This window comes from Vibrio ponticus, from assembly GCF_009938225.1.
Taxonomy (GTDB): Bacteria; Pseudomonadota; Gammaproteobacteria; order Enterobacterales; family Vibrionaceae; genus Vibrio; species Vibrio ponticus.
Genome location: NZ_AP019657.1, coordinates 2,205,480 through 2,221,661, shown reverse-complemented (window position 1 = coordinate 2,221,661; position 16,182 = coordinate 2,205,480). Strand labels below are relative to the sequence as shown.

Annotated in this window: 16 protein-coding genes; 11 read left to right on the top strand and 5 right to left on the bottom strand. The window is 45.4% G+C overall.

What is annotated here, in order from left to right; genetic code table 11:
- The first annotated feature begins 1 nt into the window (after nucleotide 1).
- The 7 genes from GZN30_RS09870 (at nucleotide 2) to nqrM (ending at nucleotide 6,063) form a co-directional block, all read left to right on the top strand.
- Complete coding sequence (locus GZN30_RS09870; protein ID WP_075647661.1) at nucleotides 2–1,246, top strand: NADH:ubiquinone reductase (Na(+)-transporting) subunit B; 1,245 nt, start codon at nucleotides 2–4, stop codon at nucleotides 1,244–1,246.
- On the top strand, nucleotides 1,236–2,021 hold the full coding sequence (locus tag GZN30_RS09865) for a Na(+)-translocating NADH-quinone reductase subunit C (protein ID WP_075647662.1): 786 nt from the start codon (nucleotides 1,236–1,238) through the stop codon (nucleotides 2,019–2,021). Before GZN30_RS09870 ends, GZN30_RS09865 begins: the two co-directional genes overlap by 11 nt.
- Nucleotides 2,021–2,653 (top strand): NADH:ubiquinone reductase (Na(+)-transporting) subunit D, encoded by a 633-nt coding sequence (locus GZN30_RS09860; RefSeq protein WP_075647663.1) that lies wholly within the window; start codon nucleotides 2,021–2,023, stop codon nucleotides 2,651–2,653. The genes GZN30_RS09865 and GZN30_RS09860 overlap by 1 nt, the downstream gene beginning before the upstream one ends.
- A 7-nt stretch (nucleotides 2,654–2,660) precedes the next feature.
- Complete coding sequence (gene nqrE, locus GZN30_RS09855; RefSeq protein WP_005436652.1) at nucleotides 2,661–3,257, top strand: NADH:ubiquinone reductase (Na(+)-transporting) subunit E; 597 nt, start codon at nucleotides 2,661–2,663, stop codon at nucleotides 3,255–3,257.
- Nucleotides 3,258–3,290: 33 nt separating this feature from the next.
- A complete protein-coding gene (gene nqrF / locus GZN30_RS09850; RefSeq protein WP_075647664.1) occupies nucleotides 3,291–4,517 on the top strand; it encodes an NADH:ubiquinone reductase (Na(+)-transporting) subunit F in 1,227 nt (408 codons plus the stop codon).
- Nucleotides 4,518–4,802: 285 nt separating this feature from the next.
- Nucleotides 4,803–5,807, top strand: a complete 1,005-nt coding sequence (locus tag GZN30_RS09845; RefSeq protein ID WP_161987047.1) for an FAD:protein FMN transferase — start codon at nucleotides 4,803–4,805, stop codon at nucleotides 5,805–5,807.
- Nucleotides 5,808–5,829: 22 nt separating this feature from the next.
- Nucleotides 5,830–6,063 (top strand): (Na+)-NQR maturation NqrM, encoded by a 234-nt coding sequence (gene nqrM / locus GZN30_RS09840; RefSeq protein ID WP_075652712.1) that lies wholly within the window; start codon nucleotides 5,830–5,832, stop codon nucleotides 6,061–6,063.
- A 54-nt stretch (nucleotides 6,064–6,117) separates the two neighbouring features.
- Here the strand turns inward: nqrM and GZN30_RS09835 are convergent, their stop codons facing one another.
- Nucleotides 6,118–7,332: a GGDEF domain-containing response regulator gene (locus tag GZN30_RS09835; RefSeq protein ID WP_075652711.1), complete on the bottom strand. Its 1,215-nt coding sequence runs from the start codon at nucleotides 7,330–7,332 to the stop codon at nucleotides 6,118–6,120.
- A gap of 161 nt (nucleotides 7,333–7,493) precedes the next feature.
- On the opposite strand from GZN30_RS09835, the gene dinB reads away from it, so the two are divergent.
- The 4 genes from dinB to GZN30_RS09815 all read left to right on the top strand — a co-directional run bounded on the left by dinB (nucleotide 7,494) and on the right by GZN30_RS09815 (nucleotide 11,446).
- Nucleotides 7,494–8,558: a DNA polymerase IV gene (gene dinB / locus GZN30_RS09830; protein ID WP_075652710.1), complete on the top strand. Its 1,065-nt coding sequence runs from the start codon at nucleotides 7,494–7,496 to the stop codon at nucleotides 8,556–8,558.
- Between the two features lie 47 nt (nucleotides 8,559–8,605).
- On the top strand, nucleotides 8,606–9,085 hold the full coding sequence (locus GZN30_RS09825) for a transcription elongation factor (protein WP_075652709.1): 480 nt from the start codon (nucleotides 8,606–8,608) through the stop codon (nucleotides 9,083–9,085).
- A gap of 62 nt (nucleotides 9,086–9,147) precedes the next feature.
- Nucleotides 9,148–9,891 (top strand): YggN family protein, encoded by a 744-nt coding sequence (locus tag GZN30_RS09820; protein WP_075652708.1) that lies wholly within the window; start codon nucleotides 9,148–9,150, stop codon nucleotides 9,889–9,891.
- A 193-nt stretch (nucleotides 9,892–10,084) separates the two neighbouring features.
- Entirely contained in the window at nucleotides 10,085–11,446 is a 1,362-nt protein-coding gene (locus GZN30_RS09815) for a sodium-dependent transporter (RefSeq protein ID WP_075652707.1), read from the top strand.
- 61 nt (nucleotides 11,447–11,507) lie between these two features.
- On the opposite strand, the gene GZN30_RS09810 is transcribed toward GZN30_RS09815, so the two are convergent.
- The 4 genes from GZN30_RS09810 to GZN30_RS09795 form a co-directional block, all read right to left on the bottom strand.
- Nucleotides 11,508–12,572, bottom strand: coding sequence for a succinylglutamate desuccinylase/aspartoacylase family protein (locus GZN30_RS09810; RefSeq protein ID WP_075652706.1), 1,065 nt, complete (start codon nucleotides 12,570–12,572; stop codon nucleotides 11,508–11,510).
- Nucleotides 12,559–13,464, bottom strand: coding sequence for a 30S ribosomal protein S6--L-glutamate ligase (gene rimK, locus GZN30_RS09805; RefSeq protein ID WP_075652705.1), 906 nt, complete (start codon nucleotides 13,462–13,464; stop codon nucleotides 12,559–12,561). Before rimK ends, GZN30_RS09810 begins: the two co-directional genes overlap by 14 nt.
- Nucleotides 13,464–13,907, bottom strand: coding sequence for an ATP-dependent zinc protease family protein (locus tag GZN30_RS09800; protein WP_075652714.1), 444 nt, complete (start codon nucleotides 13,905–13,907; stop codon nucleotides 13,464–13,466). Before GZN30_RS09800 ends, rimK begins: the two co-directional genes overlap by 1 nt.
- A gap of 412 nt (nucleotides 13,908–14,319) precedes the next feature.
- Nucleotides 14,320–15,789, bottom strand: a complete 1,470-nt coding sequence (locus GZN30_RS09795; protein WP_075652704.1) for an aminoacyl-histidine dipeptidase — start codon at nucleotides 15,787–15,789, stop codon at nucleotides 14,320–14,322.
- Nucleotides 15,790–16,182: the final 393 nt, after the last annotated feature.

Below are 16,182 nucleotides of genomic sequence, written 5' to 3'. Positions count from 1 at the left end.
CATGGCTCTTAAAAAGTTTCTTGAAGACATCGAGCATCACTTTGAGCCAGGCGGTAAGCATGAAAAATGGTTTGCCCTGTACGAAGCTGTAGCAACAGTTTTCTACACGCCTGGTCTAGTGACACAAAAAAGCTCGCACGTTCGTGATAGCGTTGACTTAAAACGTATCATGATCATGGTTTGGTTCGCGGTATTCCCAGCAATGTTCTGGGGTATGTACAACGCGGGTGGCCAAGCTATCGCAGCACTTAACCACATGTACGCTGGTGAGCAACTAGCGGCAGTAGTAGCAGGCAACTGGCACTACTGGTTAACAGAGATGCTAGGCGGCACGATTGCGGCTGATGCAGGTGTTGGCAGCAAGATGATTCTTGGTGCGACATACTTCCTACCAATTTATGCCACTGTATTCCTTGTGGGTGGTTTCTGGGAAGTGCTGTTCTGTATGGTGCGTAAGCACGAAGTCAACGAAGGTTTCTTTGTTACTTCGATTCTATTCGCATTGATTGTTCCGCCAACGCTACCTCTATGGCAAGCAGCACTAGGTATTACCTTTGGTGTTGTTGTTGCTAAAGAGATCTTCGGTGGTACAGGTCGTAACTTCCTTAACCCAGCGCTTGCTGGTCGTGCTTTCCTATTCTTTGCTTACCCAGCACAGATTTCAGGTGACTTAGTATGGACTGCAGCTGATGGCTTCTCTGGTGCAACAGCACTAAGCCAATGGGCTCAAGGTGGTAACGGTGCTCTGATCAACAACATCACTGGTGCTCCAATTACTTGGATGGATGCGTTTATCGGTAACATCCCAGGTTCAATTGGTGAAGTATCAACGCTGGCACTTATGATTGGTGCGGCAATGATCGTTTACATGCGAATCGCTTCATGGCGCATTATTGCGGGTGTGATGATCGGTATGATTGCAACAGCGACGCTGTTCAACGTTATCGGTTCTGATTCAAACGCAATGTTTAGCATGCCTTGGCATTGGCACCTAGTTCTAGGTGGCTTCGCATTCGGTATGTTCTTCATGGCAACCGACCCAGTATCAGCGTCATTCACTAACTCAGGTAAGTGGTGGTACGGTATTTTGATTGGTGCAATGTGTGTGATGATTCGTGTAGTTAACCCAGCGTACCCAGAAGGTATGATGCTGGCGATTCTATTCGCGAACCTATTTGCACCTCTGTTCGACCATGTAGTCATCGAGAAGAACATCAAGCGGAGACTAGCACGCTATGGCAAGTAATAACGATAGCATTAAAAAGACGCTGTTTGTTGTTATCGCATTGAGCTTAGTGTGCTCAATCGTTGTATCAACAGCGGCAGTCGCTCTACGTGGCCAACAAAAAGCAAACGCGATTCTAGATAAACAATCGAAAATCGTTGAAGTTGCAGGTATTCAAGCCGATGGCAAGAAAGTTCCTGAGCTATTTGCAGAGTACATTGAGCCTCGTCTAGTAGACTTTAAAACTGGTAACTTCGTTGAGAAAACTGAAGATGGTTTAACAGCGGCAAACTACGATCAGCGTAAAGCTGCGAAAGAGCCTACTCACTCAATCAAGTTAACGGCTGAACAAGACAAGGCGAAGATCCTTCGTCGTGCTGACGTAGGTATTGTTTACCTAGTTAAACAAGGTGGCGAAGTGTCTAAAGTGATCATCCCAGTACACGGTACGGGTCTATGGTCAATGATGTACGCTTTCGTGGCTGTTCAAACTGACGGTAACACTATTGACGGTATCACTTACTACGAACAGGGTGAAACTCCTGGACTTGGTGGTGAAGTTGAGAACCCATCTTGGCGCGCACAATTCGTTGGTAAGAAACTATTCGACGAAAACCACAAACCAGCAATCAAGATTGTTAAAGGTGGCGCACCAGCAGGTTCTGAGCACGGTGTTGATGGCCTATCAGGCGCAACACTGACTGGTAACGGTGTTCAAGGTACATTCGACTTCTGGTTAGGCGATATGGGCTTTGGTCCGTTCCTAGCAAAAGTTCGTGACGGAGGTCTGAACTAATGTCTAGTGCACAAAACATTAAAAAGAGCATTATGGCGCCGGTGTTGGATAACAACCCAATCGCGCTACAAGTTCTTGGTGTATGTTCTGCTCTTGCAGTAACAACCAAACTAGAGACAGCATTCGTTATGACGATTGCGGTAATGTTCGTTACTGCATTCTCTAACCTATTTGTTTCGCTAATCCGTAACCACATTCCTAACAGTGTGCGTATCATCGTTCAAATGGCGATCATCGCATCTCTAGTAATCGTGGTAGACCAAGTATTGAAAGCTTACCTATACGATATCTCTAAGCAGCTATCTGTATTCGTTGGTCTTATCATTACCAACTGTATCGTAATGGGTCGTGCTGAAGCGTTCGCGATGAAGTCTGCTCCATTCCCATCATTTATCGATGGTATTGGTAACGGTCTTGGTTACGGTTTCGTTCTAATCACTGTTGGTTTCTTCCGTGAACTATTCGGCTCAGGCAAATTGTTCGGTATGGAAGTGCTACCTCTAGTGAGCAATGGTGGTTGGTACCAACCTAACGGTCTAATGCTACTAGCACCATCTGCATTCTTCCTGATCGGCTTCCTAATCTGGGTAATCCGCATTCTGAAGCCAGAACAAGTAGAAGCGAAGGAGTAAGGGCGTCATGGAACATTACATCAGTCTGTTAGTTAAATCGATTTTCATCGAAAACATGGCACTGTCTTTCTTCCTAGGTATGTGTACATTCCTTGCGGTATCTAAGAAAGTAAAGACCTCTTTCGGTCTAGGTGTTGCGGTTGTGGTAGTACTGACTATCGCTGTACCGGTAAACAACCTAGTGTACAACCTTGTACTGAAAGAGAATGCGTTAGTTGAGGGCGTAGACCTTAGCTTCCTAAACTTCATCACCTTTATCGGTGTAATCGCTGCACTTGTACAGATCCTAGAGATGGTTCTAGACCGTTTCTTCCCACCTCTGTACAACGCGCTAGGCATCTTCCTACCGCTGATCACAGTAAACTGTGCAATCTTCGGTGGTGTATCTTTCATGGTACAACGTGACTACAACTTTGCTGAATCTGTTGTTTACGGTTTCGGTTCTGGTGTGGGTTGGATGCTCGCTATCGTAGCTCTTGCAGGTATCCGTGAGAAAATGAAGTACTCTGACGTGCCTCCAGGTTTACGTGGTCTAGGTATCACGTTCATTACTGTAGGTCTAATGGCGTTGGGCTTTATGTCTTTCTCTGGTGTTCAACTGTAAGTCGGGTAAACCGCAGCAAATAAGGAATAGTTAATGTCTACTATTATTTTTGGTGTAGTGATGTTTACCCTGATTATACTGGCGCTAGTTTTAGTGATTCTTTTCGCTAAATCTAAGCTAGTACCAACAGGTGACATTACAATTTCTGTGAACGATGACCCTAACTTGGCGATCGTTACACAACCAGGCGGCAAGCTACTGACTGCACTTGCGGGTGCAGGCGTATTCGTATCTTCTGCTTGTGGTGGCGGTGGCTCATGTGGTCAGTGTCGCGTAAAAGTTAAATCAGGTGGTGGCGACATCCTACCTACCGAGCTTGACCATATTACTAAAGGTGAAGCACGTGAAGGTGAGCGTCTAGCATGTCAAGTTGCAATGAAAACTGACATGGATATCGAGCTTCCTGAAGAAATCTTCGGCGTGAAGAAGTGGGAATGTACGGTTATCTCTAACGATAACAAAGCGACATTCATCAAAGAGCTTAAGCTACAAATTCCAGATGGCGAATCAGTACCTTTCCGTGCTGGTGGTTACATCCAGATTGAAGCGCCTGCTCACCACGTGAAATACGCAGATTACGATATTCCTCAGGAATACCGTGAAGACTGGGAGAAGTTCAACCTATTCCGTTACGAGTCTAAGGTGAACGAAGAAACAATTCGCGCATACTCTATGGCGAACTACCCAGAAGAGCACGGCATCATCATGCTGAACGTTCGTATCGCAACTCCGCCGCCGAATAACCCAGACGTAGCACCTGGCATCATGTCATCGTTCATCTGGTCTCTAAAAGAAGGCGACAAGTGTACTATTTCTGGTCCATTTGGTGAGTTCTTCGCGAAAGACACGGATAACGAGATGGTATTCGTTGGTGGTGGTGCAGGTATGGCGCCAATGCGTTCGCACATTTTCGACCAGCTAAAACGTCTACACTCTAAGCGTAAGATGTCTTTCTGGTACGGTGCGCGTTCTAAGCGTGAAATGTTCTACGTAGAAGATTTCGATGGCCTAGCGGCAGAGAACGACAACTTCGTATGGCACTGTGCACTGTCTGATCCACTACCAGAAGATAACTGGGATGGTTACACAGGCTTCATCCACAACGTGCTTTACGAGAACTACCTACGTGATCACGAAGCGCCAGAAGATTGTGAATACTACATGTGTGGTCCACCAATGATGAACGCAGCGGTTATCGGCATGCTGAAAGATCTTGGTGTAGAGGATGAGAACATTCTTCTAGATGACTTCGGTGGCTAATTTCTGCCTCATTGAAGCGCTAGCGGTGTTAGCTGCATAAATCCTCCGGTTCGCCGGCCGCCCTAGTCACATAGTTATCTATGCTCCTAGGGAAGGATTGATTTGCTGCCTTGCTAGCACATCAATGAGTTGAAATTACTCTAAGAGATGGCTGACGCTTTTGTCAGCCATAATTTTATGGTTCTAGTGAATATAAGAGAGCTGATGAATAGCAACTAGAGCTTTCAGCAGTGGTTTTCAATAACAGCTTTCTTATGTTTTCTAAATTGAGATAGGAGTAAACAAGTGAAAAAGTGGCTTGTTGCATTTGCTTCTCTATTGGTATTGGCTGGTTGTGAGAAACCTGTAGAGCAAATTCATTTAAGCGGTCCAACGATGGGGACCACTTATAATATTAAATATATTGAGCAAGATGGCCTACCTGCGCCAGAAGCGATTCAAACCGAAGTTGACCGTCTACTTGAAGAAGTAAACGACCAAATGTCGACTTACCGTAAAGACTCTGAGCTAAGTCGTTTTAACCAACACCAATCAGCTGAGCCGTTTACGGTATCGCCGCAAACTGCGACGGTAGTGAAAGAAGCGATTCGCTTAAACGGTCTTACTCTTGGTGCACTGGATGTTACAGTAGGTCCTCTCGTGAACTTGTGGGGCTTTGGTCCAGAAGCGCGCCCTGATGTCGTACCGAGCGATGAAGAGCTGGCTGCGCGTCGTGCCAATATTGGTATTGAACACCTTTCTGTCGATGGCAACCAACTAACGAAAGATATCCCCAACCTCTATGTGGATCTTTCTACCATTGCCAAAGGCTGGGGTGTGGATGTCGTTGCGAACTATCTGCAAGCAGAAGGTATCCAAAACTATATGGTTGAAGTGGGCGGCGAAATGCGCCTTAAAGGTTTAAACCGCGAGGGTGTTGCTTGGCGTATTGCGATTGAGAAACCAACGGTTGACTCTCGTGGTATTCAAGAGATCATCGAGCCTGGTGATATGGCGGTAGCGACCAGTGGTGATTACCGTAATTACTTTGAAAGCGATGGTGTGCGATACTCACACATTATCGACCCACAAACCGGTAAGCCGATTAATCACAAAGTGGTGTCGGTAACGGTACTCGATAAGTCATCAATGACGGCGGATGGTTTAGCGACTGGCTTGATGGTATTGGGCGAAACGCGCGGTATGCAGATTGCCAATGACAACAATATTCCAGTTTTCATGATTGTGAAAACAGCAGATGGCTTTAAAGAGTTGGCTTCAGAAGCCTACAAGCCATATATCAACAAATAATCAGTTAAGTGAGCGTATCAATATGAGTACATTTCTAATCACTTTTGGTGTTTTCATGGCGGTAATTGCTGCTATGGCAGTTGGCTATATCTTCCAGAAAAAAGTGGTCAAAGGAAGCTGTGGCGGTTTAGGTGCGGTAGGCATTGAAAAAGTATGTAACTGCCCAGAGCCATGTGATGCACGTAAAAAGCGCGAAGCACGTGAAGCGGCACGAGCGGAAAAACTTGCTGCATGGGAAAAAGATCGCATCGCCTAATTGGTATGGTTAAACAAAAAACCGGCTCACAAGCCGGTTTTTTATTACTTGTCATTACTGGGTGACAACTAAATTACGACCGCTTTCCTTTGCGTGGTAGAGCCGATCATCAGCCAATTTAATTTGCTCATCGAGAGTGGTTTGCGCACTGGCAACACCAATACTGATGGTGAGTTTGATCTCTTGGTCATTGTGGTAGATGGTGGTTTGCTCAACGCGTTGACGCAGCTTTTCTAGCTGTTCCGCAAATGAAGCGAAGTCACTGCATGTTTGAATGCAAAACTCCTCGCCACCAAAGCGAGCCACGATATCTTGAGGAAAATAGAGCTGCAGTATTTTCGCTACGGTCACCAGTGCGCTATCGCCACCATCATGCCCATAGTTATCGTTAACTTGCTTAAAGTGATCAATATCCAGCATGGCAATATTTCGCTCTTGGCAGCCATTGCATGCTTGATTGAACAAGTAACGACGATTCCATAAACCCGTTAACGCATCTTGGTTCGCCATGCGATAGAGTTTGTTACTGGTCTCTTTCATATCAAGGATTTGATGTACGCGGCAGTAAAACTCTTCGGGATGGAAAGGCTTATTGAGAAAATCATTGGCGCCCGCTTTGAGAAACAGTGCGGTCAGTGTTGGATCTTCGGAGGCTGATAACCCTAGCACCGCGAGTTGATTCTTATTCCATGCTTGACGGATCTCACGCACCATCGTCACGCCATCTTTTTCTGGCATATCATGGTCGGTGATAACAAAAGTGATTTGCGGATCTTGGTGTAAAGCAGTAAGTGCTTGCTCACCATTTTCGGCTTGTACTGAACTGATGTATTGACGGTCGAGCAATTGCACCACGTGATTGCGTACTGTCTGGGAGTCGTCGACAACTAGGCATCGATGGTGTTGGTTTTTCTCTAAACGTTGCACCAGTGGCAGCAGATAGGCGACAGAAGCCGTGCTATCTTTGATGAGATAGTCGACCACGCCTTTAACCAACATTTTTTCCCGTAATTCTGGGTTAATCAGGGCTGTGAGTACAATCACTTTGTGTTGGTAAGCGAGTGCTAACTCAATGACTTCGCCATCGGGCGCATCGGGCAAGCAGTAATCGAGAATACAACAAAGAAACTCGGGTTCGATGGCTAAAATCGCCTCGGCTTGGGCTAAGTTCTCCACGCACAAAACTTGATAGCCAGCTGGCGTCAACAATTGTTCTAAATAGTTGCGAAACGTCAGGCTGTCCTCAACAACTAAGATTTTTTTATTCACACTGCATCCATTCTCTATTTTGCAACACTCGCAATACTAAAGAGTTGTAACAATGCAAGCTATCAATAGCGTCGATAAATGCTACCTAAGTAGAGATAAACAGTTTTATTTACACGCTTGATTATCTATACTGTTTTTTTAAACAGTGTTTGGGTGCGGTCATGTCGGAGCGAGTTCGAAAGATAATTCATGTCGATATGGATTGCTTTTTTGCTGCGGTCGAAATGCGAGATTTTCCTGAGTACCGCGGAAGACCACTTGCGGTCGGTGGTAGTGAGAAACAGCGCGGTGTCATCAGTACCTGTAACTATGAAGCGCGTAAGTTTGGGGTTCGCAGTGCGATGCCAACGGCTCGAGCGATTCAACTATGTCCCAATCTTTTGGTCGTTCGCGGTCGAATGGATGTTTATAAACAAGTTTCCCAGCAAATTCGGGCTATTTTTGAACGCTATACCGCGATTATCGAACCTCTGTCGCTTGATGAAGCCTACTTGGATGTTACCGACGCGACGCTTTGCCGTGGCTCAGCGACGCTTATCGCCGAAGCTATCCGGCGAGATATCTTTAATGAGCTTAATCTGACCGCTTCCGCTGGTGTTGCGCCGATAAAGTTTCTCGCTAAAGTTGCGTCTGATATAAATAAGCCCAATGGTCAATATGTTATCCCGCCAGAGCAAGTTCAGCAGGTGGTGGATAAATTGCCACTCGAGAAAATACCAGGTGTTGGTAAAGTCAGCTTAGAAAAATTGCATCAAGCGGGCTTTTATCTCTGCGAAGACATCAAACAAGCCGACTATCGCGAGTTATTGCGTAGATTTGGTCGTCAAGGCGAGTCGTTGTGGAAACGCAGCCATGGTATTGATGAGCGAGAAGTGATCACTGAGCGTGAACGTAAGTCTGTCGGCGTAGAGCGCACTTTTAGTCATAACATTGTCTCCTATGATGAGTGTTGGCAGGTGATCGAACAAAAGTTGTTTCCTGAGCTAGAGGCACGCTTAATCAAAGCGAGCCCAGATAAAGCGATCATTAAGCAAGGCATCAAGGTCAAGTTCGCCGATTTTCAGCTCACCACCATTGAACATATCCATCCGCAACTTGAGCTTGATGACTTTCGCCAGTTACTTCGCGATGTGTTACAGCGACAGAATGGGCGAGAGATCCGCTTACTTGGTTTAAGTGTGATGCTAAAACCGGAAGATCAAAGTAAGCAGTTGAGCTTCTTTTAGATGAACATGCTATTCTGCGTGCCGTTATTTTCTTAATTTCGTTAGATATGGATAAACAAGCAATCCTTGACGCTATCGTCATCGCTTTGGAAGACAAGTTAGAGATAGCGCGTTCTTCCACTCAGCGTGCCATTGATGCCGCGACTGATGAAGAAACAGTGCCTGAGCATAAATATGACACTTTGGCATTAGAAGCCTCTTACCTTGCCCATGGACAAGCAATGCGTGTTCAAGAGAGCGAGAATGAACTCAATCTGATGCGCCAGCTTCAATTGCGAGACTTCGATCAACAAGCCATCGCAGTAGGGGCTTATGTTGAGGTAGAGGACGAACAAGGAGCCATAAAGCGCTTTTTCATCGCCCCCTGTGCAGGGGGATTGGAAGTCGAGCATCAACAGGCGAGCATCTACTTACTGACGACTCAGTCGCCGATGGGCAAGTTACTCAAAGGTAAGTATCAAGATGACGAAGTGGAACTGAACATTGGTGGCAAATCGACAGCCTACGCTATCGTGACAGTACGTTAACATCCATTTTTAGCATAGATGTTATAGTAACAATATATTCTACAACTGATTGAGAGAAGGTCATGAAGCATTTAGTTACCCTATCTTTAGTTCTATTTTGCAGCAGTAGCTATGCGGCTCAATGCCGTGTCGATTTGCAAAACCAAATCTCGTTGGATGGTGAACAGCTTGAAATCACCCAAGCGAATGGTGATAACGCTAAATTAGACGGCGACAACAACCTTTTTATTGATGGTAAGAAAATTGCGCTGACCTCAGAGCAAGAGCAAGCGATCAAAGCCTACCGCGAGAAGATGAATGCCTACATTCCACAAGCGAAGAAAATGGCAGATGAGAGTGTCGCGTTAGCCAATGATCTAATTGATGATGTCGCGCAGAGTTTAGATGCACCGGGCGCGTTTGATGACGTTAAAACAGCCGTAAAAGAGTTCTACGCTGACGTTGAAGCGCGTTACTACAAAGATGGTGATTTGATCTTACCAGCGCAAAGTTTTAGCGAGATGACGGAGTCTTGGGCGGAAGATTTTGCTAAAGCGAAAGAAATCTTCACCTCTGAGTTTATGGGGGACGCAATGGGTGTCTTGTCAGAAAAGATGCAGCAAGATGGAGGGCTCAACTTAACCGAGCTTTCTGAAAGTATGTATGAACTCAAAGCTCGCATCGAACAGCGTATGCTGGAACATGCCAAACAAGCGGAACAGCAGTCGCAAGAGTTTTGTGATTCACTGGATCAAATGGCAGAGCAAGAACAGGATGTTCTGAAAAAGATACCAGAATTGAAAGATTATCAAGTCTTCTCAATTTAAGTTGATTGCATTTTCAAAAGGCGCCAATAGGCGCCTTTGTTGTTTTTATCACCACTAATAGGTTTTTAATCTGTAGAGTTATCACGAGCGAATTAAATAAAAAATCAGAATAAATCACTGTGGCGTATTGATTGATGGTGGTAATTGATATAGTGTACTAGCTCACTAGTTCATTGATATTTGTGTGAGTGGTATGACACAAGCAACTTCTTCTGGCCGTGAACATTTCGGCTCCCGACTGGGTTTTGTATTAGCCGCTGCAGGCGCAGCTGTCGGTCTTGGTAATATTTGGGGTTTTCCTACGCAAGCGGCCAGCAATGGTGGTGGCGCATTCTTACTGGTTTATTTAGTGATGATCTTAGTGGTCGCATTTCCAATGTTGGTAGTGGAAATGGCAATTGGTCGATATGGGCAAGCTAACCCAGTAGACAGCATGCGTTCACTGACCACTAACCCGTTAGGTAAAAACCTTGGCAGTGTGGTTGGCTGGATCGGTCTTAGCGTGCCATGTGCGGTTTTAGCCTTTTACAGCATTGTCGGTGGCTGGTTGATTTGCTTCTTATTTGGCGCGGTGACAGACATTTTTGGTTTTGAGTCGGCAACGGCATGGTTTAAAGGATTCAGTGTAGAACGCAACCTATTTGGTACACTTGTTTTTTATGTTCTCACGATCCTAATCGTACAAGGTGGCGTTAAGCAAGGCATTGAAAAGTGGTCAACACGCTTGATGCCGGCACTATTTGTGTTATTTGGTCTGCTGTTTGTTTACATCATGACTCAAGCTGGGGCAGTAGAAGGGTTGAAGCACTACCTCGTACCTGACTTTGAAAAAGTTTTTGATCGTAAGCTGATCCTCGCCGCAATGGGGCAGGGCTTCTTCTCGCTAACGATTGGCGGCTGTTCAATGCTGATTTACGGTTCGTACTTAAGTAAGAAAGAAAACTTGCCTAAAATGGCGATGAACGTAACTTTGGTTGATACTGCTGTGGCATTTATCGCGGGCTTGGTTGTGATGCCAGCGATGTTTGTCGCAATGCAAAAAGGGGTACAGATCTACGCTGAAGATGGCTCGCTATTAAGCTCTGATACTTTGGTATTTACCGTATTACCCCTGATGTTCGACAGCTTAGGATTACTGGGTCAAGTATTTGCAGGGGTGTTCTTTTTACTGCTGACCATTGCTGCTTTAACGTCTTCGATTTCGATGTTGGAGTGTCCAGTATCGCTGGTGGGTGAACGTTTTAATACTAAACGCGGTCCAACAAGCTGGGTATTAGGTGGCCTGATTGCGCTATTTAGCGTGGTGATTGTTTACAACTTTGGTGAGATGTTTGGCTTGGTGGCAACCGTAGCGACTCAGTATCTGCAACCAATGGCGGCATTGTTGTTCTGTCTATTTGGTGGCTGGGTTTGGAATCGTCACTCTAAGATTAAAGAGCTAGAGCAAGGTTACCCTGAATTTACTCAAGGTTGGTTTGGTAAATTGTGGCCAGCGTACGTCAAGTTTGTCTGCCCAATTCTAGTTGCGACGGTTATCTGGGCTTCATTCGGATAATGGATTAGCAGAAACAAAAATGCCCGCGAATGCGGGCATTTTTAGATCGAAATCGCTGTGATTAGGATGGAGTATTGATTTGACCGGTTGTCAGCGGCTCAAGATCCGCATCGATAACATCTTCAATAAACTCTTCAACCAGCAGTTCTGCTTCTTCGTCGTCACCTTCAAAGTAAGCAAGGTGGAAGATTGCATCACCTTCGTTAACCAAAGGTAGAGTTTGCTGACCGATGACGATGCCGCCTTTGCGCGCAACCAATTCAATCTCACTGTGACCAAGAGGTGCACTGATATAAGCAAGTACTTGGTCTTTCTCGACACGATCACCCAGCGTCACAACGGTACGCAAAATACCATCGCTCTCGGCACGTAACCAGCTAGTCGATTTCGCGATCACAGTATTTGGGATCTTCTTACGGCTAGTACGAAGCATGCCAATTGCTTGCATCACGCGTTGAACACCTAAGTAACCCGCACTAATACAGATTGGTTCGAAGCGCAGTGCTTCACCCGCTTCGTAAGTCAGCACCGGAATGCCCAAACGTTCTGCTTCACTACGAAGTGAACCATCGCGTAGCGGGGCATCAATCGTTACTGGCGTACCAAACGCTTGAGCAATTCGCAGTGTTTCCGCATTGCTCAAATCCGCACGAATTTGAGGCAAGTTGGTACGGTGAATTGCACCAGTGTGCAGGTCTAGAATGTAATCACATTGTGTTGCTACCTGAGAGAAGAAGGTGTGCGCCATACGTGAAGCAAGCGAGCCTTTTTCACTACCCGGGAAGCAACGGTTTAAATCACGACGGTCAGGCAGATAGCGTGACTTGTGAATAAAACCAAATACGTTAACGATCGGCACAGCGATAAGCGTGCCTCTCAGTTTGCTAGCATCAATGGTATTGATTAGCTGGCGTACGATTTCTACGCCATTCAATTCATCGCCATGGATTGCAGCGTTTACCATCAAAATTGGACCCGCCAATTTGCCGTTGATGATTTCGACTGGAATCGATAAAGGTGAATGAGTGTAAAGCTTGGCCGCTTCTAACTCGATTACCTTACGTTCCCCCGGCGCTACGGATTCGCCGAGAAATTCAAAAGCACGATTCTTTTTAGCCTTTGCCACGAGTTTTAGTCCTTTTACTTGCCGCGTTTTTCTCAATAAATTCGACAATCATTCCAGCAATGTCTTTACCAGTTGCGGCCTCAATACCTTCAAGACCCGGAGATGAGTTTACTTCCATGACTAATGGACCACGGTCAGAACGAAGTAGATCGACCCCAGCCACATTTAGACCCATTATTTTCGCAGCAGCAACTGCAGTACGGCGTTCTTCTGGTGTGATCTTAATCAGTGATGCGCTACCGCCACGGTGTAGGTTTGAGCGGAACTCACCCTCTGCACCTTGACGTTTCATCGCTGCAATCACTTTGTCACCAATTACGAAACAACGGATATCCGCACCGCCAGCTTCTTTGATGAATTCTTGTACCATAATGTTCGCTTTCAGACCCATGAAAGCTTCAACAACACTTTCTGCTGCTTTGCGAGTTTCCGCAAGAACAACACCGATACCTTGAGTTCCCTCAAGCAGTTTGATAACGACTGGCGCACCGCCAACCATTTCTAGTAGGTCTTTAACATCATCTGGTTTGCTTGCAAAACCAGTGATAGGCATACCGATGCCTTTACGCGATAACAATTGCATTGAGCGCAGTTTGTCACGTGAGCGAGTGATCGCTACTGATTCGTTGACTGGGTATACACCCATCATCTCAAACTGACGCAGTACTGCAGTGCCGTAAAAAGTCACCGATGCACCGATGCGAGGAATGATCGCATCATAGCCAGAAAGCTCTTCACCTTTAAAGTGAATTTCGGGCTTTTGAGAATTGATATTCATGTAACAGCGCAGAGCGTCAACCACTTTCACTTCATGGCCTCGAACTTCACACGCTTCGATCAGACGACGAGTTGAGTACAGATTCGAGTTGCGAGACAGAATACCAATTTTCATTATTTGTTTTCCTCAAACGGGACTAAAAAAGATTCCACAGGGTCTACTTGGATACGACCGTGCATAGCGGTACGACCTAGTAGCATACGAAACGCCATATTTTCGCGGTTATTTAGAGTGATTTCGATTGGCCAAGTTTGACCACCCAAGCTCATTTCAGTCTCAATTACATAGCGTTTTTCTTCATGGCCGCCAGAGTCGCGAACAACGCGAGCATCGACCACTTTTGCTTCACATACGATTTCTACTTCCGTGTTGTGCTGGATTGGATGTAACCAAAAACGCACCCATTGTGTCTCTTCCTTTGAGAAGCTCTCTACTTTAAACGCGTGTAAGCAAGATGTTCTAGCACCGGTATCAACTTTCGCGTTAATTTTATCAATACCAAGTCCTGGTAGGCTTAGCGTTTCACACCAACCTACAAGTAGTTTTTCTTTCTTCATCGCAGTCATTCAGTTATTTGTTAATACTAATAAGTGACATTATCGCCCTATGTCTGAATACCAGACATGCACAATGAGAGCTTAGTTATAATTAGCTCGATTTATCATCAAAGCCAATAACTGATATCTCGAAATGTGCGCTTGAGAGCGACTACCTATTACAGATTAGTACATGAGAGAAATAAGACACCCCAGGATGGAGTGCTCCCAGCATAACAACACGGTGTTATGGCTTGAAGAAGGCAAGATGGTTTGCCCAAAGACGCTTCAAGGAGGGGGACTGTAACAACCTGATTTCGTCGTGACTAACGAAAATGTCTATTCGTAACGACAAAAGAAATTTATCGTTATTTGATAAAAAGCCAGCTAATGCAAGCTGGCTTTTTGGATTAGTTATACTAATGGGCGGTGATTATGCCTTCGCTGGAATATTCTCTAGCAGTGCCACCATTTGTTCCCAGAATAGAGCCACGGTACTGATCTCTACTTTTTCATCTGGCGAGTGAGGGAATTTGATCGTTGGACCAAACGACAACATGTCCATATTCGGGTAAGGTTCTTTAAATAGACCGCACTCTAGACCTGCGTGAATCACCATGATATTTGGCTTATGACCGTAGATGTTTTCGTACAGATCACGGAATACTTGCATGATCTCTGAATCTGCATCTGGTTTCCAGCCGGGGTACGCACCGCTGAATACAATCTTCGCACCTGCTAGTTCAGCAATCGAAGTCAAGGTACTTTCTACTTGAGAGCGGCCAGAGTCAATTAAAGAGCGAATCAAACACAATACAGTCACTTTATCGGCATCAGTCGTAATCACACCCACATTAAGTGATGTTTCTACTACGCCTTCAATGTCATCACTCATGCGCACTACACCATTTGGTAATGCATTTAGAGTGGCAATAAAGCGTTGTTGAGTCGCAACAGTAAAGATGGCTTCCGCTTGCGCTGATTGGTTGAAGGTCACGATGTCTGTTTCCACACGACCTAACTCTGCGCGAAGAAGCTCTGTATAGAACTCAAAAAGCTCCGCCAGTTTCGCTTCGTTTTCAGCAGGCAGTGCAACCGTTACAAATGCTTCACGAGGAATGGCATTACGTAGGCTACCACCGCGGAATTCAACCAGACGTAGGTCTAGTTCTTGCGCATGACCCGCTAGGAAGCGGCCCAGTAGTTTGTTTGCGTTACCACGACCTGTGTGAATATCACAACCAGAGTGACCGCCTTTAAGACCTTTCAATACGAGCTGACGGGTAGTGTAACCCGCAGGGATTGCTTCACGTTCGACAGTCAGCGTTAACTCACTATCGATACCGCCAGCACAGCCCATGTAAACTTCGCCTTCTTGCTCTGAGTCGGTGTTAAGTAGGATGTCACCTTCTAGCCAGCCTGCTTCAAGACCGAATGCACCAGTCATGCCTGCTTCTTCATCAATGGTCAGCAGAACTTCAATTGGACCGTGTTTGATATCCGTTGAAGCAAGAACGGCTAGACATGAAGCCATACCGATGCCGTTGTCAGCGCCTAGCGTCGTGCCTTTTGCGGTAACCCACTCACCATCAATGTATGGTTGAATCGCATCAGTGGTAAAGTCGTGTTGAGTATCTTCATTTTTCTGCGGCACCATATCAATGTGCGCTTGCAGAACCACGCCTTTTTTGTTTTCCATGCCTGGCGTCGCTGGTTTTTTGATAAATACGTTACCGGTTGGATCGCGGCGTACGTCTAAACCTTGCTCTTGTGCCCAGCTTACAATGTATTGTGCTAACGCTTCTTCATGCTTAGAAGGGTGAGGAATAGAACAGATTTTATCAAAGAACTGCCAAAGTGGAGCAGGTGATAACTTGCTGATTTCAGAATGGAACTCAGACACGGATGACTCCTTATATTACTTAAGGTCAAATCTTGCTTTATAACGCTTTTGTTCCTTATTGGAATGAAACACTAAAGCTGACCTACAAAATAGAGGAAGCTAGCATATCACTCTCGTAACAAAGAGAGTAGAGGGGTGAGAGTATTTATCATTTAGCGTTTAATAAAGTGAGTTGGTGACGATTTAAGATAAGCAATCGTTTTCATCGCTATGAAATAAAACCTGCCTGAATAGTATTATTTCTGTAATTTAATTACATAAAACATTTGATATAGATCAAATTTTGATTTTTTTTGAGACTTTTATCACACCAGAGCTTGTAATTAATTTTCTTTGAGGTATATTTACTACCAACTTCACGAGTTGAAGAAAAAACGCTCAAAGGATGAGTCC